General features: G+C 73.4%; 23 protein-coding genes. 12 read left to right on the top strand and 11 right to left on the bottom strand.

Features of this window, described 5'->3' with window-relative positions; genetic code table 11:
* The first annotated feature begins 40 nt into the window (after window positions 1-40).
* From lepB to ACP7CD_RS16550, 4 genes are all read left to right on the top strand, one after another.
* Window positions 41-580, top strand: a complete 540-nt coding sequence (lepB, locus tag ACP7CD_RS16535; RefSeq protein ID WP_284563184.1) for a signal peptidase I — start codon at window positions 41-43, stop codon at window positions 578-580.
* Window positions 581-745: 165 nt separating this feature from the next.
* Complete coding sequence (locus ACP7CD_RS16540) at window positions 746-2,443, top strand: peroxidase family protein (protein WP_284563185.1); 1,698 nt, start codon at window positions 746-748, stop codon at window positions 2,441-2,443.
* Window positions 2,444-2,484: 41 nt separating this feature from the next.
* Window positions 2,485-2,817 carry an ArsR/SmtB family transcription factor gene (locus ACP7CD_RS16545; RefSeq protein WP_095649956.1) on the top strand — a complete coding sequence of 111 codons (333 nt, stop codon included), beginning with the start codon at window positions 2,485-2,487 and terminating at the stop codon, window positions 2,815-2,817.
* Entirely contained in the window at window positions 2,814-3,530 is a 717-nt protein-coding gene (locus ACP7CD_RS16550; protein WP_284563186.1) for a cation diffusion facilitator family transporter, read from the top strand. Before ACP7CD_RS16545 ends, ACP7CD_RS16550 begins: the two co-directional genes overlap by 4 nt.
* 123 nt (window positions 3,531-3,653) lie before the next feature.
* Here the strand turns inward: ACP7CD_RS16550 and ACP7CD_RS16555 are convergent, their stop codons facing one another.
* Together ACP7CD_RS16555 and ACP7CD_RS16560 are read right to left on the bottom strand one after the other, a co-directional pair.
* A complete protein-coding gene (locus tag ACP7CD_RS16555) occupies window positions 3,654-5,606 on the bottom strand; it encodes a hypothetical protein (protein ID WP_284563187.1) in 1,953 nt (650 codons plus the stop codon).
* A 158-nt stretch (window positions 5,607-5,764) separates the two neighbouring features.
* Entirely contained in the window at window positions 5,765-6,340 is a 576-nt protein-coding gene (locus tag ACP7CD_RS16560; protein WP_426120654.1) for a cysteine hydrolase family protein, read from the bottom strand.
* Between the two features lie 124 nt (window positions 6,341-6,464).
* Here ACP7CD_RS16560 and ACP7CD_RS16565 point away from each other — a divergent pair, with 124 nt between their 5' ends.
* Window positions 6,465-6,968, top strand: a complete 504-nt coding sequence (locus ACP7CD_RS16565) for a phosphoribosyltransferase (protein ID WP_017832986.1) — start codon at window positions 6,465-6,467, stop codon at window positions 6,966-6,968.
* A 42-nt stretch (window positions 6,969-7,010) separates the two neighbouring features.
* Here the strand turns inward: ACP7CD_RS16565 and ACP7CD_RS16570 are convergent, their stop codons facing one another.
* Window positions 7,011-7,541 carry a hypothetical protein gene (locus ACP7CD_RS16570; RefSeq protein WP_284563189.1) on the bottom strand — a complete coding sequence of 177 codons (531 nt, stop codon included), beginning with the start codon at window positions 7,539-7,541 and terminating at the stop codon, window positions 7,011-7,013.
* A gap of 225 nt (window positions 7,542-7,766) precedes the next feature.
* On the opposite strand from ACP7CD_RS16570, the gene ppc reads away from it, so the two are divergent.
* On the top strand, window positions 7,767-10,583 hold the full coding sequence (ppc, locus tag ACP7CD_RS16575) for a phosphoenolpyruvate carboxylase (RefSeq protein WP_284563190.1): 2,817 nt from the start codon (window positions 7,767-7,769) through the stop codon (window positions 10,581-10,583).
* 61 nt (window positions 10,584-10,644) lie between these two features.
* On the opposite strand, the gene ACP7CD_RS16580 is transcribed toward ppc, so the two are convergent.
* The 3 genes from ACP7CD_RS16580 to ACP7CD_RS16590 all read right to left on the bottom strand — a co-directional run bounded on the left by ACP7CD_RS16580 (window position 10,645) and on the right by ACP7CD_RS16590 (window position 12,728).
* On the bottom strand, window positions 10,645-11,088 hold the full coding sequence (locus tag ACP7CD_RS16580) for a DUF1772 domain-containing protein (protein WP_284563191.1): 444 nt from the start codon (window positions 11,086-11,088) through the stop codon (window positions 10,645-10,647).
* A gap of 10 nt (window positions 11,089-11,098) precedes the next feature.
* A complete protein-coding gene (ppk2, locus tag ACP7CD_RS16585; RefSeq protein WP_272027412.1) occupies window positions 11,099-12,034 on the bottom strand; it encodes a polyphosphate kinase 2 in 936 nt (311 codons plus the stop codon).
* Between the two features lie 223 nt (window positions 12,035-12,257).
* Complete coding sequence (locus ACP7CD_RS16590; protein ID WP_284563192.1) at window positions 12,258-12,728, bottom strand: OsmC family protein; 471 nt, start codon at window positions 12,726-12,728, stop codon at window positions 12,258-12,260.
* Window positions 12,729-12,930: 202 nt separating this feature from the next.
* On the opposite strand from ACP7CD_RS16590, the gene ACP7CD_RS16595 reads away from it, so the two are divergent.
* Window positions 12,931-13,488: a hypothetical protein gene (locus ACP7CD_RS16595; RefSeq protein ID WP_272027410.1), complete on the top strand. Its 558-nt coding sequence runs from the start codon at window positions 12,931-12,933 to the stop codon at window positions 13,486-13,488.
* Between the two features lie 199 nt (window positions 13,489-13,687).
* On the top strand, window positions 13,688-14,635 hold the full coding sequence (locus tag ACP7CD_RS16600; RefSeq protein WP_272027409.1) for a helix-turn-helix transcriptional regulator: 948 nt from the start codon (window positions 13,688-13,690) through the stop codon (window positions 14,633-14,635).
* A gap of 103 nt (window positions 14,636-14,738) precedes the next feature.
* Here ACP7CD_RS16600 and ACP7CD_RS16605 read toward each other — a convergent pair whose 3' ends face one another.
* Window positions 14,739-17,153: a glycoside hydrolase family 31 protein gene (locus ACP7CD_RS16605; RefSeq protein WP_284563193.1), complete on the bottom strand. Its 2,415-nt coding sequence runs from the start codon at window positions 17,151-17,153 to the stop codon at window positions 14,739-14,741.
* Window positions 17,154-17,279: 126 nt separating this feature from the next.
* Between ACP7CD_RS16605 and ACP7CD_RS16610 the strand changes: the two genes are divergently transcribed.
* Genes ACP7CD_RS16610 through ACP7CD_RS16620 form a run of 3 tightly spaced genes read left to right on the top strand, consistent with a single transcriptional unit; the run spans window position 17,280 to window position 19,635 of the window.
* Entirely contained in the window at window positions 17,280-18,467 is a 1,188-nt protein-coding gene (locus ACP7CD_RS16610) for an LLM class flavin-dependent oxidoreductase (RefSeq protein ID WP_284563194.1), read from the top strand.
* A complete protein-coding gene (locus ACP7CD_RS16615; RefSeq protein WP_284563195.1) occupies window positions 18,464-19,159 on the top strand; it encodes a CE1759 family FMN reductase in 696 nt (231 codons plus the stop codon). Before ACP7CD_RS16610 ends, ACP7CD_RS16615 begins: the two co-directional genes overlap by 4 nt.
* A complete protein-coding gene (locus tag ACP7CD_RS16620; RefSeq protein ID WP_249033733.1) occupies window positions 19,156-19,635 on the top strand; it encodes a MarR family winged helix-turn-helix transcriptional regulator in 480 nt (159 codons plus the stop codon). The genes ACP7CD_RS16615 and ACP7CD_RS16620 overlap by 4 nt, the downstream gene beginning before the upstream one ends.
* Window positions 19,636-19,666: 31 nt before the next feature.
* Here ACP7CD_RS16620 and ACP7CD_RS16625 read toward each other — a convergent pair whose 3' ends face one another.
* From ACP7CD_RS16625 to ACP7CD_RS16640, 4 genes are all read right to left on the bottom strand, one after another.
* Complete coding sequence (locus ACP7CD_RS16625) at window positions 19,667-20,170, bottom strand: hypothetical protein (RefSeq protein ID WP_426120655.1); 504 nt, start codon at window positions 20,168-20,170, stop codon at window positions 19,667-19,669.
* Window positions 20,171-20,310: 140 nt separating this feature from the next.
* Window positions 20,311-21,468: an acetate/propionate family kinase gene (locus ACP7CD_RS16630; protein WP_017832997.1), complete on the bottom strand. Its 1,158-nt coding sequence runs from the start codon at window positions 21,466-21,468 to the stop codon at window positions 20,311-20,313.
* 67 nt (window positions 21,469-21,535) lie between these two features.
* Window positions 21,536-23,629 carry a phosphate acetyltransferase gene (gene pta, locus ACP7CD_RS16635; protein WP_426120656.1) on the bottom strand — a complete coding sequence of 698 codons (2,094 nt, stop codon included), beginning with the start codon at window positions 23,627-23,629 and terminating at the stop codon, window positions 21,536-21,538.
* A gap of 81 nt (window positions 23,630-23,710) precedes the next feature.
* Complete coding sequence (locus tag ACP7CD_RS16640) at window positions 23,711-23,968, bottom strand: metal-sensitive transcriptional regulator (RefSeq protein ID WP_017832999.1); 258 nt, start codon at window positions 23,966-23,968, stop codon at window positions 23,711-23,713.
* Window positions 23,969-24,090: 122 nt separating this feature from the next.
* On the opposite strand from ACP7CD_RS16640, the gene ACP7CD_RS16645 reads away from it, so the two are divergent.
* Window positions 24,091-24,660, top strand: a complete 570-nt coding sequence (locus ACP7CD_RS16645) for a rhodanese-like domain-containing protein (RefSeq protein WP_035925495.1) — start codon at window positions 24,091-24,093, stop codon at window positions 24,658-24,660.
* Window positions 24,661-24,824: the final 164 nt, after the last annotated feature.

Consider the following 24,824-nt stretch of genomic DNA (forward strand, 5'->3'; position numbering starts at 1 on the left):
GCAGCGGACCCGCTGTTCCGAGAAGAGAGGATGAGCTGACATGGTGCAGCTGAGACCGGCCCCCGTCCCGACCCGGCAGAAGCCGGACCGGACACGTCACCGACCCATCGGGTCGCGGACGGTCTGGGCGGTGCTGCTGGGCCTGGTCCTGGTCCTGGCCACCCGGGCCTGGTTGATCGAACCCGTGGTCGTCGCCTCGGACAGCATGGAGCCCACCGTGGGGCAGAGGAGCGTGGCGCTGCTGCTGAAGCTCGATCCCGATCCCGCCGCGGTGTCCGCGGGCACCGCGGTCGTCTTCCCCCACCCCGACGACGGCAGCATGACCGTGAAGCGGGTGGTGGCCACCGGCGGACAGACCGTGGCGATCGAGGACTCCCTCCTCGTCGTCGACGGCAGGACGGTCGACGAGCCGTTCGTCGACCACAGCCGGATCGACGGCACCTACTTCGGTCCGGTCACCGTCCCCGACGGACACGTCTTCGTCATGGGCGACAACCGGGGGGTGTCGGTCGACTCCCGGCACTTCGGCACCGTTCCCGCAGAGGACCTGGAAGCCACGGTCCTGCTGCCCCGGCCCTGAGCCCGCCGCCGCTCGGCGGCAACCGCACCAGCGGGCCCGGGGCTCGCCACTCCCCTCGTCCCGGGCCCGCTCCTCCATGTCATGAACGGGGCATCTGCAAGGTATTTCCAAGACCCGCACCGTTGTCTGTTTGCACATGCACCAGCTGGGGGAGAAGGGCATCCGATGAAAACCACGAAGAGGATCCGCGTGCCGGAGGAGACGGCGGCGGAGGGCATCTCGCGCAGAGGCGTCCTCACCGGCGTGATGGCCGGCCTGGCCGCGCTGCCGGTCACCGGGCAGGCCCATGCCGCGCCCAAGGCTCCCGCACCCAAGGTCCCCGCGCCCACGGGTCCTGCCGCGGCTCGCGTGCTGAGCGCGGCCCGGTCCGGCCACGGTACGGGGGCGCCGCGCGGCTCCGACATCGCGGTCACCGCGGGGCGGGCCAAGGAGGGACGCTTCGGGGTCATGTTCAAGAAGCTCCCGGCCTTCGCCCCGAGCGACGACCTGCTGGCGGACCTCGCGCAGCAGATGGTCGACCGCACCCCGCCGCTGGCCGACGTCTCGCTGAGCAACGACGGGTTCGACAATCCGGACATTCCCGCCGGCTACGCCTATCTGGGGCAGTTCATCGACCACGACATGACGCTCGACAAGACGCCCATGCCGCAGCAGGACCTGGACCCGAAGGGACTCACCAACTTCGACACCCCCTTCTTCGAGCTGGGCTCCGTCTACGGCAGGGGGCCGGCCGCCGACCCCCAGCTCTACGACCCGGCCGATCGGCGCCGGATGCGCATCGGGCGGAACCACGACGGTTTCCCGGACCTGCCGCGCAACGCGGACGGCACCGCGATCATCGGGGACCACCGCAACGACGAGAACCTGATCGTCGCCCAGTTCCACCTCACCTTCCTGCAGCTGCACAACAGGTTCGTGGACGAGGGCAGGACGTTCCAGGAGGCGCAGCAGATGACCCGGTGGCACTACCAGTGGCTGATCGTGCACGACTTCCTGCCCCGCATGGTGGGCAGGGGTCTGGTGGCCGGCATGCTCAAGCCGCGCAGGGGCGGACCGACCGGGGTGGACTGCAAGTTCTACAGACCCGGCAATCCCACCCGGCCCATGATGCCCATCGAGTACTCGGTGGCCGCCTACCGCTTCGGCCACAGCATGATCCGCGCCGAGTACGAGATGCACGACGCGGTCACCATTCCCTTCTTCGGGCACCCCGCGAACGACCTCCGCGGGTCCCGCCCGCTGCCGACCATCGCACGGGCCGACTGGAACTACTTCTTCGACGTCCCCGGGATGAGCGAGCCGGACGACCGCAACATGACGCGGCTGATCGACACCAAGTTGGCGCTCCCGCTCAACGAGCTCCCGCCGACCGTGGTGCAGCACGTCGACGGCGCCATCCTCTCCCTGGCCCACCGGAACCTGCTGCGGGGCAAGCGGCTGGGCCTGCCGGCCGGCCAGGACGTCGCCAAGGCCATGGGCGTGGCACCGATCCCCAACGACAGGCTCGGTCTCACGGACCCCGGCTGGAACGGCCGGGCACCGCTCTGGTACTACATCCTGAAGGAGGCGGAGCTGCTCGGCGGCAGGACGCTGGGCCCCGTCGGCGGGAGGATCATCGCGGAGGTCATCCTCGGCATCCTCTCCCTGGACCGCTCCTCGTTCCTCAACGCCCCCACCGGGTGGGCACCTGCGAGGACACCGTTCGAGTGCGGCGACTTCCTCGAGATGGCGGGTGCCCTCGAGAACATGCCCGCCGGCTCCGAGGCCGAGGACCCGGAGGTCGAGGACCCGGAGGTCGAGCTGCCGGAGGACGAGCACCCCGAGGGGGAGCTCCCCGAGGACGAGGACCCCGGGGGCGCCTGACCCGCCTGCCGTGAGTACACGGAGGCGTGTACCGTGAGGGCATGTCCTCCGTCGCCCCCACCCACACGTCGGCGCTGTCCCGGCTGGGTGCCGCCCTCTCCGACGAGACGCGCCTCCAGATCCTGCTGGCCCTGCGCGACGCCCCGGGCCGTCCCTCGGAGCTGGCGCGGGCCCTGGGCGTGTCCAAGCAGGTGATGTCCAACCAGCTCGCCTGCCTGCGCGGATGCGGGCTGGTGACGGCCTCCGCCGAGGGGCGCAGCACCTGGTACCGGCTGGCCGATCCCCGCCTCGGCCCGGCGCTGGGGGACCTGCTGGAGCTGGTGGTGACCGTGGACCCCACCTGCTGCTCCCCGGCCGGATGCACCTGCGCATGAGCTCCCGCACTCTGGGGCCGGGCCCCCTCACCTCGGCACGCCGGGCGGTCCTGCACCGGCGGGTGCGCCTGATCGTGGCCGGCACCATCACCTACAACCTCTTCGAGGCCGTGGTCGCCCTGACCGCCGGCACCATCGCCTCCTCCGCCGCGCTGATCGGCTTCGGGCTGGACTCCGTCGTCGAGGTCCTCTCGGCGGCGGCGGTCGCCTGGCAGTTCGCCGCTCCCGATCCGCACCGCCGGGAGAAGGTGGCCCTGCGGGTGATCGCGTTCTCCTTCTTCGGCCTGGCCGCCTTCGTCACCGTCGATGCGCTGCGCACCCTGCTCGGGGCCGCCGAGCCCGAGCACTCCCCGGTCGGCATCGGACTGGCCGCCGTGAGCCTGGTGATCATGCCGCTGCTGTCCTGGTTCGAGCGGCGCATCGGCCGGGAGCTGGGCTCCGCGTCGGCGGTGGCCGACTCCAAGCAGACCCTGATCTGCAGCTACCTCTCGGCCGTGCTGCTGGTCGGACTGCTGCTCAACAGCACCTTGGGCTGGTCCTGGGCCGACCCGCTGGCCGCCCTGGTCATCGCCGGGTTCGCCGTGAAGGAAGGGCTGGAGGCCTGGCGGGGGGACGCCTGCTGCACCCCGGCGGCGGTGCTCGTCGGTGACGACGAGGACGGCGACGGGTGCGCCGGCGCGTGCGGCCCCGGCTGCTCCTGCTGCGCCCCCTGACCCCTCGGCCGCCGGTCCCTGCGGGGGCCGGCCCCCGTCCGGGCGGGAGCGCACCCAGGGGCCGGCCCGTGCTCCGAGGGGGTCGGAGCACGGGCCGGCTGGAGGGAGCGCTGTCTCAGATGCTCATCCGGTGCCCACCACCCCCCTCGCCTCTCCGCCGCGCGTGGACTGCACGAGCACGCTCGAGATGCGCTGGCCCGGGCCGGGCTTGGCCCGGTACTCCCAGTTGCCGAGCGAGTCCACCGGGGCGGAGCCGACCTTGACCGGCGTGCCCGAGGTCGTGTTGTAGATGTTCACCGACGTCGCCGGGTTCAGCAGGGACGGTGCACCGGGCACGAGCGCCGTGCCGGTGAGCCGCAGCTCCTTGCCGACCCGGTGGCGCGAGGCCGCCGCGACGGTCACCACGTCGTCGCTCTTCAGCGTGATCGTCGCGGGGGAGCTCGCGACCCCGGCGGCGTTCTTGACCACCAGCTGGAGGACCGGGTCCTGGTCGGCGGCGGCGGGCGCCGTGGCGGAGACCGTGGTGAAGAACGGCACCACGACCTTGGGCCTGGCCACGGTCCGGTCGCTGAACGTCACCTCGGGTCCGCTCAGCTGGGACCACTCGTAGGAGGCCGCGTTGGCGGAGCCGCTGCCGTCCAGCTCCGTGGCCATCCCCCGGGCCACCGAGCCGGGCAGGGCCGCGACGGCCGCGGTGGCCGCGGGCTGCTCGACATCCGGGTTGTCCGGGGTGGTGCCGTCCGTGACGGGACCGGGGTCCGGGGAGGGATCGATCGGGTCCTCGCCGACCGGGGAGGCCTCCCCGCCCGTGACGACCACGGGCACGGTGGTCCGGCTCGTCCCGGAGGTGGAGACCGTGGCCTCGACCGGGGGAGCGAGCGTGGGGAACGAGCCCTTGTAGACGTTCGCGGTGCCGGTGGCGGTGAGCTTCCCGAAGCCGGTGACCTCCGGGGCGGTCCCGGAGGATGACGTCGCCTCGACGGTCAGGGCGGTGCCGTCGTAGGTCGCGGCCGTGGCGACCGAGACGTCGGTGACGGCGACCTCGGCGCTGCTGACGGGCTTGTCCCCGAGGTTCCGGACCGTCACGGTCGCCGGAGCGGCGCCCGTGTACGCGATGCGGGCGTAGGCGCGCTCCGAGTCGCCCTCGTCCTTCTCCATGGGCGTGGTCGCGAAGACCCCGTCCTGGCCGACCACCTCGAGCTGGTCCCCGCGGCTGGTGGCGAAGACGTCGAGGTGGCCTCCGCCGACGACGGCCCGGTCGGCCTGCACGCCCGTGTTGGTGGAGATCTTGCCCATCACGGAGAACTGGTCGTTGCGGGCGGTGGCGCCGTCCGAGGTCTTCACCTCGAAGAAGTTCGTGCCGAGCGGGCTGCCCGTCACGGTGTGCTCCACGTCGGGGTTGCCCAGGTAGCCCTCGGGAGCCCCGGCGTCCCACTTCAGGAACGGTCCGAGGTCCCCCTTGAGCGGTGTCTGGAAGTTGCCGATGGCGGGGGAGACATCCTCCACCAGGCGCCCGCGGCCCCGCTCGTCGGTGTCGACCGTCACGGTGCCGTAGGGGTGCTGGAAGGTCAGGGTGGTGTTGGGCGCGGCGTCGTCCACGTCGATGCGCTGGCGGGAGAAGACGACCTGGTCCCCCGGGACCGGGTTCTCGTTGGCGAAGGCGGCTTCCAGGGCGAGGGTGAGGACCGCGTCCCCACCGCCGGGGATCTGGACCTCGGAGCCGGCGAGCATGTAGAAGGCCTCGCCGGGGAAGTTGTCCGGGAAGGAGATGGGCTTCAGCGGATCGGGGACGTCCCCCGGCGGGAAGGCGCACAGCGGGTTGTCGCCGTCCAGGCACAGTTCTGTGCGGACCTTGCTGCTGTCCTCGTACCAGGCCGGGAACCCGTGCTCGGTGTTCACGGGTCCCACGGCGGTCAGGCCGCCCGGGTTGCGCTGGACGACCTCGGTGGCGGCGGTCGAGGCGCTGATGCCGGTGGCGCCGAGCAGGAGCGCGGCGGCGGCGGCGACCGTGCGGCGGCCGCGGGGGTGCTGTGGCGGGTCCCGCAGCAGTTCGCGGGGCCCGGTGGAGGTGCTCATGATGTCTCCTCAAGTAGCGGCGGTGCTGATAGCGCGAATATGCAAAAGCGCACTTGAGAAAACCCTGTGGCACCGGGCCCGGGCCGGGGCCGCCACGGAACGGGAGGGGGGAGGGCCCGACGCACGACGACATGACGGGCCCGGAGGAGGGACTGCGCTCAGCTCCGCAGCCGGGCCACGGCGTCGTCCTGGTGCAGGATGTCCTGGCGCATCTCGTCCTCGAGGAAGGCCAGCAGCGCGCGGGAGAGCTCCGAGTTCTCGGAGGCCACGGCGTCCCGGGCCACCGAGGCCCGGAAGTCGTGGGCGAACGCGTCGATCGCGGTCTGGGCCACGCAGCTGTGCGTGGAGATCCCGCAGAGCATCAGGTGGGTGGCGCCCAGGTTGCGCAGCCGGGCCGCGAGGTCCGTGTCGAAGAACGCGCTGTCCCGGGTCTTGACCAGCCCCGTCCCGCCCTCGGTGTCGAGACCGGCCACGTACTCGGACTGCTCCGTGCCGGGGAACGCGAAGCCCTGCCCGTCGTCGTGCATGTTGACGGTCCACGTGGAGCCGTCCCGCTCGTGCTGGGTGCGGATCAGCACGATCGGGCAGCCGCCGTCGCGGGCCGCCCGGATCAGCTGGTTGACCTTCTCCGTCACGGGCTCCCGCTGCTCCTCGAGCTCGGGGAAGTCGAAGTACGAGTTCTGCATGTCGATGACGAGCAGGGCGGTGCGGCCCTGCGCCGGGTGCTGGGTCATGGCGTCCTCTCCGGTACGGGGGGAGCCCCGCGAGGGACTCCGGTGGACAACGATCAGATCAGTGAACTTACTACCTTCGGGCGCCCGGCTCCACCCGCTCCGGGGCTCCGGTAGCCTGAGGCGCATGGCCTATCACGCGGACGCACTCGAGCTCGAGGGCAAGGAGATCCTCACGTGGGAACGCTTCGGCGAAGCGACCCAGGAGCTCGCCCAGAGCGTCGTGGACAGCGGCTTCCTGCCGGACATCATCATCGCGGTGGCCCGCGGCGGTCTGCTCCCGGCCGGTGCGCTGTCCTACGCGATGGGGGTCAAGCTCTCGGACGCGATCAACGTGGAGTTCTACACCGACGTCCACCAGACCCTGCCGGACCCCGTGCTGCTCGCCCCGATGCTGGACACCGAGTCCATCGCGGGCCGGAAGCTGCTCGTCGTCGACGACGTGGCGGACTCCGGGCGGACCCTCGCCCTGGTGCTGGAGCTGCTGCGCGGCCTGGGCGCGGAGGCGCGCTCCGCCGTCATCTACGGCAAGCCCCGCTCCGTGATCCGGCCCGACTACCTGTGGAAGGCCACCGACGACTGGATCGTCTTCCCCTGGTCGGCCGCCCCGCCGGTCACCGCCGGCGCCTGACCGCCCCCGGGCCGCGTCCCGCCCGGGCCGCTCCTCATCCGGTCAGCGCAGCGCCGCCCGCACCCCGGGGTGGCCGGCCACGACGAGCCACACGACGTTGACCGCGACCAGGACGGTGGCGCTGAGCCCGGGCAGCAGGTGCCCGCCCAGGAGGAACACCGCCAGGTCGAAGAGGTCGCCGAGCACGGCCAGGGAGCAGAAGACGATGCCGAGGATCCAGCCCCACTGGAGCTGCTCGCGCAGCGGGAACCAGACCAGCGCGTAGAGGGCCGTCGTCAGCACCACGCCGAGGAGCGCCAGCACGGCGGACAGCCCGGCGCCGGGGAGCCCCGGGACCCGCACCAGGTCCTCCATGCCGGGGAGCTGGGCGCTGGGGCACCCGACCGCCTGCACGAACGTGTCCGCCACGTTCACCGCGAACGATAGCAGGGTGAGCCGCAGCAGCAGGCGCAGCCGGGCCGTCATCGGCGGCCCGGGCGGGACCGTGCCGGGACCCGGTCCGCCGGGGAGCCGCGGGGGCGGCCCGCCGCCCGGACGGTGCGGGCCGCCGGGACCGTGCGGGTGCTGGCTCATGGCCTGTGCCTCCTGGCGCGCGCGAGGTGTGCTCACCGCCGAACCTACCGCTCCCTGCCCCGTCCGGCACGGGCTTCCAGGGATCGTCCCCCGCGGGGCCTCCCCGGGGCGGCCCGTGCGACGTGGATCACCCGGGGTAGGCTGGCACGGTAGGCACCGACGGCGCGACCGCTCGTCGGTCGTGCGCGCACCCGTGACGACCGACCAGCCAGGAGCAGCCGCGACATGACGACTCAGCACGACCGGACCGCCGCCCCCGACCGCCACCGCGCCGAGGTGATCGACGCCCCGCTGCGTGCGGACGTCCGCCGCATCACGACCCTGCTGGGGGAGACCCTGGCCCGTCAGCGCGGCGAGGAGCTGCTGGAGCTGGTCGAGCAGGTCCGCCGGCTCACCAAGGACGCGAAGGACGCCAAGGCCTCCGGGGCCGACGACGCCGCGGGCCAGGTCCGCGACCTGCTCGGCTCCCTGCCCCTGGACCGGGCGACGGATCTGGTGCGGGCCTTCGCCCACTACTTCCACCTGGCCAACGCCGCCGAGCAGGTGCACCGCGTGCGCGTGCTCGACCGCCGCCCCGAGGACGAGGGGTGGCTCGCCGCGGCGGTCGCCGACGTCGCCGCCGAGGCCGGTCCCGACGCCCTGCGCGAGGCGGTGGGCAGCCTGGACGTCCGGCCGGTGTTCACCGCGCACCCCACCGAGGCCTCCCGGCGCTCCGTGCTGACCAAGATCCGGCACCTCTCCGACATCCTGGCCCGCGAGACCGCCGAGGGCTCCGCCGCGCGCCGCAGCCAGGACCGGCGCCTCGCCGAGCTGATCGAGCTCCTGTGGCAGACCGACGAACTGCGCCAGAACCGCCCCACCCCGCTCGACGAGGCCCGCAACGCCCTGTACTACCTGCGGGAGGTCCTCACCGAGACCATGCCCGTGCTGCTCGCGGACCTCGAGGACCAGCTCTCGCAGCACGACGTGCACCTGCCGGCCGGCCCCCCGCCGCTGCGCTTCGGGTCCTGGATCGGCGGGGACCGGGACGGCAACCCCAACGTCACCCCCGAGATGACCCGCCGGGTCCTCCAGCTGCAGGGGCAGGCGGCCGTCGACATCGCCCTGAGCTTCCTGGACGTGCTGGTCTCCCGGCTGTCCCCCTCCACCGCCATCGTCGAGGTCGACCCCGAGCTCCGCGAGTCCGTGGAGCGGGACGTGGCCCACCTGCCCGGCCTGGACCCGCGGGTCCTGGAGCTCAACGCGCAGGAGCCGTACCGGCTCAAGCTCACCTGCATCAAGGCCAAGCTGATCAACACCCGCCGCCGGTTCGCGGAGGAGACCGTCCACGAGCCGGGCCGGGACTACCGGACCACCGCGGAGCTCGTGGCCGACCTCGACGTGGTGGCCCGCTCGCTGCGGCACCACGCGGGCGCGCTCGCCGCCGACGGCTCGCTCGCCGCGGCGACCCGCACCATCGCCGGCTTCGGCCTGGGCCTGGCCACCCTGGACGTCCGCGAGCACGCCGACGCCCACCACGAGGCCGTGGGGCAGCTGCTCGACCGGCTGGGCGAGCTGGACCAGCCGTACGCGGACATGGACCGGGGCGCGCGCGCCGCGGTGCTCGCCGGGGAGCTCGCCGGCCGCCGCCCGCTCGCCCCGCCGGGGCTGTCCACGGGCGCCGTGCACCTCGACGGCGACGCGGACCGGACGTTCGCGGTCTTCCGGGAGATCGCCCGGGCCCAGGAGACCTACGGCGAGGAGATCGTCGAGACCTACATCGTGTCCATGACCCGCGACGCGGACGACATCCTGGCCCCCGTGATCCTGGCCCGCGAGGCCGGGCTGGTGGACCTCACCGGCGAGCAGGACCGCGCCACCCTCGGCTTCGCGCCGCTGCTGGAGACCGTCGGGGAGCTGCGGCGCTCCGCGGAGGTCATCGACGAGCTGCTCTCCGACCCGGCCTACCGGCGGGTGGTCGCGGCGCGCGGGAACATCCAGGAGGTCATGCTCGGCTACTCCGACTCCAACAAGGAGTCCGGGGTGATGACCAGCCGGTGGGAGATCCACCGGACCGAGCGCCGGCTGCGCGACGTCGCCGCCCGGCACGGCGTACGGCTGCGGCTCTTCCACGGCCGCGGCGGCTCCGTGGGCCGCGGCGGCGGTCCCACCCACGACGCGATCCTCGCCCAGCCCAGCGGCGTCCTCGCCGGCGAGATCAAGTTCACGGAGCAGGGCGAGGTGATCAGCGACAAGTTCTCCCTCCCCGCCCTGGCCCGGGAGAACCTCGAGCTGTCCCTGGCCGCCGTGCTGCGCGCCACCGCGCTGCACCAGGACCCGCGCTCCACCGAGGAGGAGCTGGACCGGTGGGGCGAGGTCATGGACGTGGTCAGCGACGCCGCCTTCGCCTCCTACACGGGCCTGGTCGAGGACCCCGACCTGCCGGAGTACTTCCTGTCCGCCACCCCGGTGGAGCAGCTGGGCGCGCTGAACATCGGCTCCCGCCCGGCCAAGCGCCCGTCGTCGGACAAGGGCCTGTCCGGGCTGCGGGCGATCCCGTGGGTGTTCGGCTGGACGCAGTCCCGCCAGATCGTGCCCGGCTGGTTCGGGGTGGGCTCGGGCCTGCGCGCCGCCCGCGAGGCGGGGATGGAGGGGGACCTGCGCACCATGCTGGAGCGCTGGCACTTCTTCAGCTCCGTGATCTCCAACGTGGAGATGACCGTGGCGAAGACCGACCTGGAGATCGCCGCCCACTACGTCCGCGCGCTGGTGCCCGAGCGGCTCCAGCACGTGTTCGAGGTGATCCGCCGCGAGTACGAGCTCACCCTCGACGAGCTCGCCCGGCTCACCGGGCAGGCGGAGCTGCTGGACGGCAACCCCACCCTGAAGCAGACGCTCGAGGTGCGGGACCAGTACCTCGATCCCATCTCCTACCTGCAGGTGGAGCTGCTCCGCCGGATCCGGGAGCAGGACGCCGAGGGCCGGGAGGTCGACGAGGGCCTGCAGCGGGCCCTGCTCATCACCATCAACGGGGTGGCCGCCGGCCTGCGCAACACCGGCTGACCGCCCGGACCCGGTCCGCGGGCGGGAAGACGTCCGCGGCCCGGCCGGACCGGGGGCCGGATCAGGGGACGGGCAGCAGCAGGGCGACGGCGCCGAGCACGGACAGTCCCGCCCGGAGGTGGTTGGCCCGCGTCCACGGCCGCGGGTAGGCGGACCACACCACGGTCCGGTGATCGGTGCCGGCCAGCCGGGCGTTGAGCGGGACGTTGACCGCCACGGTCAGGACCCAGCCCGCCAGGGACGCCAGCGCACCCAGCACGCGCAGCGGCCCGCCGGGTGCGGAGACGCTCGTGCCGACCACGACCAGACAGGCCAGGGCGGTGCCGAAGAACAGCACCAGGAACGGCGCCCGCACCGCGGCCCGGTTGACGGCGATCATCGCCGAGGCCGCCGCACCGCCGGGAAGGCGCCGCAGCGCCGGCATCACCACCAGGGAGAACGCCAGGTAGAACCCGCCGACCAGTCCCGAGCCGATCCCGGCGACCAGCGCCGGCCACGTCTCCACGCCGCGGGGCTCAGTCGCCGACGGCGTCGCGGCCGCGGCGCACGATCAGCGGATCGGCCGGGTGGACCACGGACGGGTCCTTGTCCTCGTAGTCGAACTGGTCCAGGAAGAAGCGCAGCGCGTTGATCCTCGCCCGCTTCTTGTCGTTGGACTTCACCGTGGTCCACGGGGCGTGGTCGGTGTCGGTGCGCAGGAACATCTCCTCCTTGGCCTCGGTGTAGTCCTCCCACCGGTCCAGGGAGGCGAGGTCCTGCGGGGAGAGCTTCCACCGGCGCACGGGGTCGATCTGGCGGATCGCGAACCGGGTGCGCTGCTCCTGCTGGGTCACGGAGAACCAGAGCTTGGTGAGGTGGATGCCGGAGTCCACGAGCATCTTCTCGAACACCGGGGCCTGGTCCATGAACCACGCGTAGTCCCGCGGGGTGCAGAAGCCCATCACGGGTTCCACCACCGCGCGGTTGTACCAGGAGCGGTCGAAGAGCACCATCTCCCCGGCGGTGGGCAGGTGGCGGATGTAGCGCTGGAAGTACCACTGCCCGGCCTCGCGGTCCGAGGGCTTCGTCAGGGCCACGACCCGGGCGGCGCGCGGGTTGAGGTACTCGGTGAACCGCTTGATCGTCCCGCCCTTGCCGGCGGCGTCCCGGCCCTCGAACACGATGACGTGCTGGAGGTCGTGGTCCTGACCCCAGTACTGGAACTTCAGCAGCTCGATCTGGAGCTTGTACTTCTCCAGCTCGTACTCCTCCCGGCTCATCAGCTCGTCGTAGGGGTGGTCCTCCCGCCAGGTCTCCACGGCCGAGCCCCCCGGGTCGATCAGGTCCGGGTCCTCCTCGTGCCCGTGGGGCACGGTGTAGCCCATCTGGGTGAGGTGGTCGATGAACTCCCGCAGGTTCTCCCGCACGGCCCACTGGTCGGCGGGCATCCACTGCCGTTTTCCGTCGGGCATCGGCCGTTCCTCTCCGGTCAGGGTCTCTTGAGCGCAGTGTAGGCGTGGTCATCCTGACCCGCCCGGGCGGCGGGCACATGACCGCTCGGTGAACACCAGGAGGGTGCCCCTCCTGCCCCGTCCGGTCCGCGGGCCGGCGGCAGCACCGGAGGAGCCCCCGCCGAGCGCTCCCGCGCAGTGCCGACCGCGCAGTGCCGACCGCGCAGGGCCCCCGTGCGGTCGTCTACGGGGCCTCGCCCGCGGCACCGTCGACGCCGACGCCGACGCTGACGTCGTGGCCGACGGGGGTGCCGTGCTCCACCGTCCGCGAGACCGTGCAGTACTTGTCGTGGGAGAGGGTGACGAGGCGTTCGACCATGCCGGCGGCCTTGCGGCCGCCGGCGTCGTCGGGGAACGCGAGGTGGAAGGAGAGGTGCAGGTCCTCCAGGCGGTTCGCGCCGTTCTCCTCGAGGATCTTCCGTCCTGTGGCCTCGACACGGAACTCCGAGGGCTCCGCGCTGCGGGAGGTCGCGACGTCCACGTCGATGGCCGAGCACCCGGCGATGGCGGCCAGCAGGAGTTCCACGGGGGTCAGCAGGCCCTCGCCGCGGCCGAACTCGATCTCGGCCCCCTCGGAGTTGCGGGCGGTGTAGTGGCCGGTGGCGGTGCGGGTCAGCTCGACGGATCGCGGGGCGGGGTCGTTGATTTCGCTCATGGACCCATGATGCCAAGCCCCCTCGCATCGGCGGCTCCCCGACCCGGCCGGTCAGGGCCTGGCCGGCCGGCGCCGGTGATCGGCTCCGGGACCAGGTGCGCCCCGGGGCGCAGCTGCTGCTCCGGCGCGGGACGGCGGAATAGGCGCTGCGGCCGACACCGTTGACGTGGGAACGTCACCGTCCAGCGTCCAGGAGGCATGCTTGTCCCCATCACGACCGGCGCACGACGGCCACGAGCCCGAGGAGCCCGAGCAGAACCACCTGGACGCCGAGCTCGAGGCGCTGATCGCCGACTACCGGCAGCTGCACCAGGACGACGCCCGTCTGCGCCGGATCGAGCGCATCATCCACGCCGCGCGCCGGCCCGCCGACGACGAGACCGGGGACCGTGCCGGCGAGATCCGCGAGGAGCAGATCGCGCCCGTGCTGAGGGTCCAGGACGCGCGGCGGGTCGCCGCCGGGCTGCTGCGCACGGAGGAGGACATGAGGGCCTACGCGGCCCGTTTCGCCCGGCGCAGCACCGAGAAGGACCCGGCGGGACGGGACCTGGAGCGTCAGGCCCACGCGCTGGACGCCGCGGGCCGGAACTGGGTGCTGATGATCGGCCAGAACCGTGACCACGGACTGGTCGCCTGCCGCTTCGTCCGGGAGAAGGGCATCCCGCACGCCCGCGTGGTGTCCTTCACCGCGGAACGGCTGCGGCTGCCCATCCTCGTCGTCGAGCTCGGCCTGGACGAGGACGGCCCCTGCCCCGGGTGAGCTCTCCGCCGCGGGCTCTGGGCACCCCCTCGCCAGGCGCCTAAACTGGGACGAACACGCGCCGGGGCGCGGCTCCCGGTCGAGCCACGGCACGGTGTCCGGGACGGCCGCCGCGGGCGGTGGCCGGCAGCGCGACCGGCGGACCTGCACCCGCGGAGACCGGCCGCCCCCTCGGGGAGATCGGCAGGGGTGAGCGCGGATGGGCGGCACGTTCCACCACGAGATCACGGCGTCCGAGCCGGAGGCCGTGACGGGACTGTTCGCCCAGCTCGGGGTCCGGTTCTCCTTCGACCCGACCGGGCCCGGCTTCTCCTACCGGGAGACCCGGGAGGGGGACGAGCGCCTGACCGTGGCCCGGCTGTCGGTGGGCGGGCCGTTCTCCACCTGGGGCGACACCGAGGTCTTCGGGGTGGTCCAGGTGCGCGGGGCGCGCTACGACTGGTCGACCGCCGACGACCAGGGGTCCGGGCTGGAGGGGCCGGTGCTGTTCCGCCCCGGGCACCCCGCCCTGGTGGTGGCCGCGCCGCTGGAGGCCACCAACGTCTACCTGACCGCGGGCGTGCTGCAGGAGATCGCGGACACGGTCTACGGTCTCGAGCACACCCGGGTGGCCTTCGCCTCCTCCCGCCCGACCAGCCCGGCCCTGGGGCACTACTGGTCCGGGCTCGCCCGGTGGGCCGCCGACGCCGAGATCTCCGCGCACCTCGGGGAGCCGCTGGTGCGCGCGGACCTCACCCGTCGCCTGGCGGTCGGCCTGCTCGAGTGCTTCCCGCTGACCGCTGACCGCGAACTGCGCACCCTGTCCATGGCCGCCCAGGCCCGCCGCTACCGGATCGCCGTGGCGTTCCTGGACGACAACGCCCAGCTGCCCGTCACCGTCGAGGACGCCGCCCAGGCCGCGCACACCACGACGACCGCCCTGGTGCGGGCGTTCCGCGCCCACCACCCCCTCGGTCTGACCCCCGGCCAGTACCTGCGCCGGGTGCGCCTGGCCGGCGCGCACGCGGACCTGGTGGCCGGGGACCCCACCGCCGGGGACACCGTGACCGCGATCGCCGCCCGGTGGGGCTTCCCCCACCGGGGCCGCTTCGCCGCCGCCTACCGCGACACCTACGGGGTCGCCCCGCGCCGGACCCTCGACACCTGACACCTGACACCTGACACCTGGCACCCGACGCCCGGCGCAGGCGGCGGACCCAGGGGTGCCGCGTCCGCGCCGGAGCGGACCGCCGGCCGCGGGCGCCGCGGGGTCAGGTCCGCGTCGCCAGCACCAGCTCCGTGAGCGCGCTGAGCAGCGGCCCCTCGACGCCCAGCGCGGGCGCCTGCCCGAGCGCCCCCACGGGGTCGCGCCGCACGGCCTCGTGCACCCGCCGCTTGACCTCGTAGCTGATCTGGGCGTCGTTGAGCAGGTCGAAGACGCGGTCCGCGGGATCGTGGGCGGCCACGTCGCCCAGCCCCGCCGAGCGCACCACGATCCGTGCCCCGGGGGCGACCCCCTCCACGGTGACCGAGGTGCGGTGCCCGCGCACGCCGTTCCCGCGCCGGGCGGTGCGCACGGGGACGGTCCTCCCGTCCACGGTCACGGCCGGCTCCGCCGGCTCCTCGAGGCCGATGAAGGTGAGGGTCCAGGTGCGCGCCGCCGGCAGGCAGCCGAGGTGGCCCTGCGCCGGGCCGACCGTGAACTCCCCGGCGGCGGCGTCGAGGGCGAGCGGGGTGCGCGCCCAGCGGGCCGGGTCGAGGCCGTCGCCGCTGTCGTCGTCCTCGTCCAGGACGGTGCGGTGCGAGGCGCCGGGGACCACCAGGACCTCCAGCTCCCCGGGATTGCCGGGGCCCGGCGCGGCGTCGTCGCCGGACCCCGCGAGGGGCACGATCGCGCCGGCGCGGGCCAGGACGGGCACGTCGTCGAGGCCGCGGTGCAGCACGAGCTCCCGCCCGCCGTCGTAGACGGTGCCCGTGAACAGGTCCGTCCAGGACCCCTCCGGCAGCCACACCGGCACCGCCGCGCGGGTGACCACGGGGTCCGCGGGGGAGGTGACCGGGGCGACCATCAGCTCGGACCCGAACAGGTACTGGTGGCCGTACCGGTAGGCCTGCTCCGCCTCCGGGTGCTCGTGGTACAGCGGCCGGACCAGGGGGACGCCCTCCACGGCGGCGGCCCGGTTCGCGGTGTGCAGGTAGGGGACCAGCCGGTGCCGCAGCCGGAGGCCGCGCTCCATGACCTCCGCGTAGGGGGAGCGGTAGCGCCACGGCTCCTTGGCGATGAAGTCGTTGTCGCCCGAGTGCAGGCGCAGGATCGGGGAGAACACCCCGAACTGGAGCCAGCGGGTGGCCAGCTCGTCGTCGCGGGCGCCGAAGATGTGCCCGCCGATGTCGTGGCTCCACCAGCCGAAGCCGATGTTCGCCGCCGTCGCCGTGAAGTACGGCTGGAACGCCAGCGAGGCCCAGGAGATGACGGTGTCGCCGGAGAAGCCGACCGGGTAGCGGTGGCTGCCGGGCCCGGCGTAGCGGGAGAGCGTCAGCGGGCGGGACCCGTCCGCGCCCGAGTCCAGGAAATGGTAGTGGTTGAGCACCCACAGGGGGTCCACGCCGGGCAGCCGCGAGTGCGGCCCGGACTGCCAGTCGATCCACCAGAAGTCCACGCCGTCGGCCTCCAGGCCGCGGTGCAGGACCTCGAAGTACGCGGCCACGAAGTCCCGGTCGGTGACGTCGAAGGCCACGGGCTCCTCCGAGCCCGGCTCGCGCCCCAGGGCCTCGAGCATCGCGGGGTGCGCGTCCTCGAAGGAGCGCACCCCGTCGGCCGGGTGCAGGTTGAGCGTGACCCGGTAGCCGCGCTCGTGCGCCCACGCGAGGAAGCCCCGCGGGTCCGGGAACAGCTCCCGGTTCCAGGTGTAGCCCGTCCAGCCCGAGCCGTGCCGGCGCTCCACGTGCTCGTCCGTGAGGTGCCAGTCCATGTCCACCACCAGCACGGAGAACGGGAGGCGGCGCCGGTCGAACTCGGCGACCAGCTCCCGGTACTCGGCCTCGTCGTAGGCGTGGTACCGGCTCCACCAGTTGCCGAGCGCCCAGCGCGGCAGGACGGGCTGCGGCCCGGACAGGGCGTAGAAGTCGCGCAGCGCCTGCTGGTGGTCGTGGCCCCAGCCGAAGAGGTAGAGGTCCACGGCGCCCTCCTCGCCGGCGCGCGGCGCGTACCAGCCGTCGTCCGTGAGCAGCACCGAGGCGGAGTCGTCGACCACCCCGAAGCCCTCGCGGGACGTGATGCCCGGCTCGAGCGGGATCGGGCCGTCCGCCTCGTCCAGGGTGCGCGCGGTCCCGCCCAGGCCGGGGGCGGGGACGCCGTAGCGCCACACGCTGTGGTAGTTGGTCACGCCGCCGCGGATCTGCGCGGACAGGCCCGTCGGGCTGAAGGCCCGCTCGTCGTAGGTGAGGTGGATCCGCTCCGTGCTCAGCTCGAGCCCGGCCGCCGTGCGCCGCACCCGGAACTCCGGCACCGGGAACCGGCGGTCGACGGCGAACGCGGACGGGCGGTCCTCGAAGCGGCCGGCGGGACTGTACTCCAGGCGCAGCAGCCCGGGGCTCAGCACGCTGATGCGGTAGTGCTCGCCGGCGACGACGGCGCCGGGGTCCACGGTGCCGGCGCCGGTGGGACGGAAGTGGGGGAGGGGCATGCGTCCACCCTAGGCGGACCGGGGCGGGAATAATCCGGGACGGAGGTCGCTTGACGGTAGTAGTTCAAATTTGAAGGAACAGGGCGGGCCGTCCGATCGGACGCCGCCGCGGAGCAGGAGGACCACATGCAGTTCGGCATCTTCACCATCGGGGACGTCACCGAGGACCCCACCACGGGGCGCACCCCCACCGAGCACGAGCGGATCAAGGCCACCGTCGAGATCGCGAAGAAGGCGGAGGAGGTGGGCCTGGACGTCTTCGCCACGGGCCAGCACCACAACCCGCCGTTCGTGGCGCCGGGCAACCCGCCCGTCCTGCTGGCGAGCATCGCCGCACAGACCGAGCGGCTGCAGCTGTCCACGGCCACCACCCTGATCACCACCACCGACCCGGTGCGCATCGCGGAGGACTACGCCTACCTGCAGCACCTGACCGACGGCCGCGTGGACCTCACCATGGGACGGGGCAACACCGGCCCGGTCTATCCGTGGTTCGGCCAGGACATCCGCCAGGGCATCCCGCTGGCGATCGAGCACTACAGCCTGCTCCACCGGCTGTGGCGGGAGGACGTGGTCAACTGGCAGGGCCGGTTCCGCGGGGCCCTGCAGGGCTTCACCTCGACCCCGCGCCCGCTCGACGGCGTGGCCCCCTTCGTGTGGCACGGCTCGATCCGCTCCCCCGAGATCCCGGAGCAGGCCGCCTACTACGGCGACGGGTTCTTCCACAACAACATCTTCTGGCCAGCCGAGCACACCCGGCGGATGGTGGAGTTCTACCGGACCCGCTTCGAGCACTACGGCCACGGCTCCGCCGACCAGGCGATCGTGGGCCTCGGCGGCCAGGTGTTCATGCGCCGCAGCTCCCAGGACGCCGTGCGGGAGTTCCGCCCCTACTTCGACAACGCCCCGGTCTACGGGCACGGGCCGTCCCTGGAGGACTTCACCGCGCAGACGCCGCTGACCGTGGGCTCCCCGCAACAGGTCATCGAGAAGACGCTCGGGTTCCGCAACTACGCGGGCGACTACCAGCGCCAGCTGTTCCTGATGGACCACGCCGGCCTGCCGCTGAAGACCGTCCTGGAGCAGCTCGACCTGCTCGGCGAGGAGGTCGTGCCGGTGCTGCGCCAGGAGTTCGCCGCGCTCAAGCCCGCCCACGTGCCCGAGGCCCCGACCCACGCCTCGCTGCTGGAACGCCACCGCGCCGGCCAGGACCCGGTGCCCGGTGGCGCCGAGGACTCGCCCGCCGGGCGGGCCCGCGCCGCGCAGGGCGAGGAGCGCGCCACCGGGCGGACCGCGGAGAAGGCCCACCGATGAGCGTCCGGAACCCCACCGGGACGACGACGCCGGATCCCGCCGCGCCGCGCCCGCTCACCGTGGCCGTGGTGTCGGCGGGGATGTCCGACGCGTCCTCCACCTCGCTGCTGGCCGACCGGCTTGCCGAGGCCGCCCGCGACGCCCTGGACGGGGCGCCCGTGCGGATCGAGCGCGTGGACCTGCGCCCGCTGGCCCACGCCGTCGCCGACCACCTGCTCACCGGCTTCCCCGGTCCGGAGCTGCGGACCGCCCTGGACACGGTCACCGGGGCGGACGCCCTGATCGCGGCCACCCCGACGTACAAGGCCTCCTACTCGGGGCTGTTCAAGTCCTTCTTCGACCTCGTCGACGACGCCGCGCTGGAGGACGTGCCCGTGCTGGTGGCCGCGACCGGGGGCACAGCACGCCACTCCCTGATGCTCGACACCGCCATGCGCCCTCTGTTCACCCACCTCAAGGCGCTGGTGCTGCCCCTGGGGGTCTACGCCGCCACCGAGGACTGGGCCGGCGGATCGCTCGAGTCGCGCATCCGGCGGGCCGGCGCGCAGCTGGCGCGCTCGATCGCGCCGGGAGCGCAGCCGGCCGGACGGGCGGCCGGCGAGGTCCCTGCCGGCGCGACCGGGCCCGAGCGGGGCGGCGGGTTCGAAGGGGTCCCTGAGTTCGCGGACCTGCTCGCCCGGGCCGGCCGGTGACCGGCCGTCCGGCGGCCGAGCCGGAGCCCACAGCCGCTCCGGAGCCCGCGGCCCGCCCGTGGGACGTGTGGCAGCTGTTCTTCGAGACCACCGCCCGGCTGACCACGGAGATCGAGGCGCGGCTCAAGGAGCACGGCTGCTCGCTCATGGACTACCAGGTGCTCCTGCTGCTGCGCAACGCCGAGGACCACCGGCTGCGGATGGGGGAGCTGGCCCAGCGGCTGGTCTTCTCCCCGAGCCGGCTCAGCTATCAGATCGGCGTGCTGGAGAAGCGCGGCTGGGTGCGGCGCCGGCGCTGCGCCGAGGACGCGCGCGGCCTCGAGGCCGAGCTCACGGAGGAGGGGCTGCGCGCCTTCCGGCGCCTGCGGCCCGCCCACGCCCGCGACGTCGAGGAGCTGTTCCTCCGTGCGCTCGAGGGCGACGACGCCGACCGGCTGGCCGCCGTCATGGACCGGCTGGCCCGGCGGCTGGCCTGAGGACGGGGCTGCGGCGTCCCGGTCCGCGAGCTCAGCGCAGTGCCGCCCGCACGCCCGGCCGGGCGGCCACCACGAGCCAGGCCACGTCCACGACGGCCTTGAGCGCGCCCGTCACGAGCCCGATCGACGTGCCCGCCGGGACCACGAGCAGCAGCACGGCGTTGACCACGGTGGTCAGGAGCGCCATGGACGCGAAGACGATGCCGAGGATCCACGCCCACTGCCGCTGCTCGCGCAGCGGGAAGTACACCAGGGCGTAGAGCCCGGCAGTGAACCCGAGGCCGAACAGGAGCGAGATGGCGAGGACGACCGTCCCGAAGGCCCCTGCGGGCAGGCCGGTGTACTGCTCGGGCGCCGCCAGGTACCCCACCGCGCTGCCGAGGACCGCGACCACGAAGGACGCCACGGTGAGCCGGAGCAGCAGCCGCAGATCGGCCGTCACCGGGGGCCGGGGCGGGCGGGCCTTCGCGTAGGGAGGAGCGCCGGGCGGCGGCGGGCCGCCGTGACCCCGGGGCTGGTGGGGCTGCTGGGACATCGTCGGTGCCTCCTGACGCACGGGCCTGACATGGGGGCCCTGCACAGGGCCCAGCACCGAACCTATCCGCCGGAATCGCATTCGCGAACACCCGGCGGCCACGTGGCCCCGGTGCGGCGGAGCGTGACGCCCGGATCCGCTCAGGCGGGGGAGGTCCCGGCCGCAACGAGCGCCGCGGTCGCCGCCGCGATCGCCTGCTCCTCGTCGGTGGGCACCACGAGGACCTCCAGTGCGGATCCCGGCGCGGAGATCCGGCGGACCTCCCGCGAGCGGGCGGCGTTGGCGTCGTCGTCGAGCACGACCCCGAGGGCGCCCAGCCGCCCGCAGACGCGGGCGCGGAAGGCCGAGGCGTTCTCCCCGATCCCGGCCGTGAAGACCAGCGCCTGCGCGCCGTCCACGGCCACGTGGTAGCCGCCCACGTACTTCGCCAGGCGGTGGGCGGCCATCTCCAGGGCCAGCTCGGCGCGCTCGTCGCCGCGGTCGGCGGCCTCCTGGACGGCGCGCATGTCGTGGTCGCCGGCGATCGCCCGCAGACCGGACTCCTTGTTGAGCACGGCGTCGAGCCGCTCGGGGGTCATCCCGGGGTCCCGGCGCAGGACGGCCGTGACCACGGACGGGTCCAGGTCCCCGGTGCGGGTGCCCATCACCAGGCCCGCCAGGGGGGTGTAGCCCATCGACGTGTCGTAGGAGGCGCCGTCCTTGACCGCCGTCACCGACGCGCCGTTGCCCAGGTGCGCCACCACGCAGCTGAACCGTTCGCGCGGGACGCCCAGGAACTGCGCCGCCTGACCCGTCACCCAGTCGTGGGACGTGCCGTGGAACCCGTAGCGGCGGATCCCCCACCGCTCGTAGAACTCCTCCGGCACGGCGTAGCGCCACACGTGCTCGGGCATGGTGCGGTGGAACGCGGTGTCGAACACGCAGATCTGCGGCAGGTGCGGCCACGTCTTCTGCACGGCCCGCAGGCCCAGGACGGCGGCGGGGTTGTGCAGGGGCGCCAGCGGGACCAGCCGCTCGATGTCGCGGATGATCTCGTTGGTCGCGAGCACCGGCGCGGAGAAGCGCTCGCCGCCGTGGACCACGCGGTGGCCCGCGGCGTCGATCGTGCGCCCCTCCAGCTCGGCCTCGAGCCGCTCCGCGAGCAGCTCGAGCGCCTGCGTGTGGTCCGCGATCCGCGAGCTGCCGATGTTCTCGATCAGCCCGGAGGCCAGCACCGTCCCGCCGTCCGCACCGGCCTCGAGCTCCCGGACCTGGTACTTCAGCGAGGACGAGCCGCAGTTGACGACGAGCACGAGCATGGAGGACTCCCTGGGGCTGTGGCGACGGGCGTGGGGACGAGGACGGTGCGAGCGGTGGGCCGGTGGGTCACATGCCCTGCGCCTGGATCGCGGTGATCGCGACCGTGTTGACGATGTCGTCCACGGTGCACCCGCGTGAGAGGTCGTTGACGGGCTTGCGCAGCCCCTGCAGCACCGGGCCCACGGCCACGGCGCCGGCCGACTGCTGGACGGCCTTGTAGGTGTTGTTGCCGGTGTTGAGGTCCGGGAAGACGAACACGGTCGCCCGGCCGGCCACGGCGGAACCGGGCAGCTTGGAGGCCGCGATCGAGGCGTCCACCGCGGCGTCGTACTGGATGGGGCCCTCCACCTCGAGCCCCGGGTCCGCGCCGCGCACGATCTCGGTGGCCGCCCGGACCTTGTCCACGTCCTCGCCGGAGCCGGACCCGCCGGTCGAGTAGGACAGCATCGCCACCCTGGGCTCCACCCCGAACTGGCGGGCGGTGCGGGCGGAGGCGAGCGCGATGTCCGCGAGCTGCTGGGCGTCCGGGTTGGGGTTCACGGCGCAGTCGCCGTAGACCAGGACGCGGTCCTCGAGGAGCATGAAGAACACGGAGGAGACGATCTTCACGCCCTCGGAGGTCTTCACGAACTCCAGGGCGGGGCGGATCGTGTTGGCGGTGGTGTGCGCGGCGCCGGAGACCATGCCGTCCACGTCCCCCATCTGCACCATCATGGTGCCGAAGTAGGAGCCGTCGAGCATCCGCTCCAGTGCCGTCTCCGGCTGCACGCCCTTGTGGGCGCGCAGCCGCACGTACTCCCCGGCGTACTTCTCGCGCAGCGCGTCGTCGTGCTCGAAGTCCACGAGGGTCAGCCCGTCCTCGGCGAAGTCGAGGTTGATGCCCTCCGTCTGGCACAGCTGGGCGATCCGCCCGGGGTCGCCCAGGACCGTGAGGTCGCAGAAGTTGCGGCGGTGGATCATCTCGGCGGCCCGCAGGATGCGGGGGTCCTCGCCCTCGGGCAGCACGATGTTCTTCCGGTCCGCCCGGGCCGTCTCGACGAGCTCGTGCAGGAAGCGCAGGGGCGTGCGCTTGGCCGGGCGCGGCAGGTCGAGCCGGCTCACGAGCTCCTCGCCGTCCACCCGCCGGGCCCACTCGCCGAGCGCGGCCGCGACCTTGCGCGGGTGCGCCCCGGAGAGGGTGCCCCGGGTCCGGGACACCTCCCGGGCGGCCCGGTAGGTGTCCAGCCCGGTGGTCAGCACGGGGAACGGCGCCGCGGCGGTGAGCTCCCGGATCCGCCCCTCGGTCTCGAAGCCGCCCGTGAGCAGCATCCCGGAGGGGACGGGCAGGGCGGGGGAGCGGGCGGAGGCCAGGGACGCGACGACGATGTCGGAGCGGTCCCCCGGCGTGATGACGAAGTCGCCGTCGGCGAGCTGCTCGAGGTAGTGGCCCACGGTCATCGCGGCGATCTTCACCCCCTTGACGTCCCGGTCCAGGGAGACCGCGGACGGGCCGTCCCCGAACCCGTGCCGGTCCCGCAGCTCGGCGACGGTCGGCGCGGCCACCGCCTCGTTCTCGGCGATGACGTACACGGGCAGACCCCGCACGCCGCGGGCGGCGTTGTGCTCGATCTGCTCCACCCAGTCGGGGCGGGCGCGGTTGACGATGACCGCGAAGATGTCGCACCGCACCTGGTTCAGCTCGGCCCGGGTGACCTCGACCGCGTTGAGCACGTCCTCGGAGCTCTCGGACTCGTCGGCGCCGATCACGGCCAGCACGGAGGCGCCCAGGTTGTTGGCCATCCGGGCGTTCATGTCGAACTCGGCGGTGGCCGCGTTGTGCGCCAGGAGGTCGGTGCCGTCCACCACGATCACGTCGCAGTGCCGGGCCATCTCGCCGTAGACGGTCACGGCCATCGCGTCGAGCTCGTCGTGGTCCCCCGCGGCGAGCAGCTCCCGGGTGCGCGCCAGGGAGATGCCGCCGCGGCAGCGCTCGTCCGGGAGATCGAAGTTGCGCTTCATCAGCTGCACCATCGGGTCCTCCGCCGGGGTCTCCCCGAGGTGGACGGGCCGGAAGTAGCCCAGGCGGTCCGTCTTGCGGAACAGCGAGTCGGCCAGGCCGAGGGCCACGAGCGACTTGCCGGACTGCGGCGTCATGGCGCTGACGTAGATGCCTTGGGTCATGGTGGCGGGGTCCTCCGACGGTCGGGCTGGGTCCGTGCCCAGTCTAGGGCCCACCCGCCGGAGGGCCGGGTGCGGGGCCGCTCAGGCCAGGGAGAGGAACATCTTCTCCAGCTCGGCCTTGTCGAGGCTCGGGTCCTCCGAGCGCAGGCACTGGTCCAGGCCCGTGGCGATGATGGAGAAGCCGGCCTTGTCGAGGGCGCGGGAGACCGCGGAGAGCTGCGTCACCACGTCCTTGCACTCGCGGCTCTCCTCGAGCATGCGGATGACGGCGCCGAGCTGGCCCTGGGCCCGCTTGAGCCGGTTGATGGTGGGGGTGAGGTCCTGGGGATCGAGTTGCACGGGGCGCTCCTGGGTGTGGTGGTTGCTCCGACGATTCTATACCCCCTGGGGGATCTTGCATACCTAGGGGGGTATAGTGCATCATGGAGTCACACCCACCGTCACCCGGAAGGAACTGCCGCATGACCTCGAAAGTCGCCCCCGCCGAGCTGAAGTCCTGGATCGAGTCCGGAGAGGAGGTCGCCGTCCTCGACGTGCGCTCCGCCGCCGAGTTCGCCGCCGAGCACATCGACGGCGCCTACAACGTCCCCGTCGACCTCGTGGCCGACCACGCGCAGGACATCGCCGCGGCCCTCGGCGGCAAGGTCGCCCTGATCTGCCGCTCCGGCGCCCGGGCCACCCGCGCCCAGGACATCCTCTCCTCGGCCGGCACCGAGAACACCTACGTCGTCGACGGCACCGTCGACGACTTCGAGAAGGCCGGCGGCGCGGTCGTCCGCGGCGCCTCGACCTGGGCCATGGACCGTCAGGTCCGCATGGTCGCCGGCTCGCTCGTGCTGGCGAGCGTGGTGGGCGGGCAGCTGGTCTCCCCGAAGCTGCGCGCCGTCGCCGCGGGCGTCGGCGGCGGGCTCGCGTACTCCGCGCTGTCCAACACCTGCGCCATGGCCAACGTGCTCTCGAAGATGCCCTGGAACCAGGGTGCCAAGGATCCCTCCAAGGACGCCGTGCTGGAGCAGCTCACCGCCCAGTGATCCGTCCAGTGATCCGCCGGGCCGACCCTGCGGACTGATCCGCCGGCCCCGGCGCCCCCCCCGGGCCGGGGGGGGGGGGGGGGGCGGGGGGGGGGGGGGGGGCCCCGGCCCCCCGCGGGGGGGGGGGGGGGGGGGGGGGGGGGGGGTGGCGGAGAGGCCGCCCG

The organism is Kocuria sp. LHG3120 (genome assembly GCF_049897445.1).
Taxonomy (GTDB): domain Bacteria; phylum Actinomycetota; class Actinomycetes; order Actinomycetales; family Micrococcaceae; genus Kocuria; species Kocuria rosea.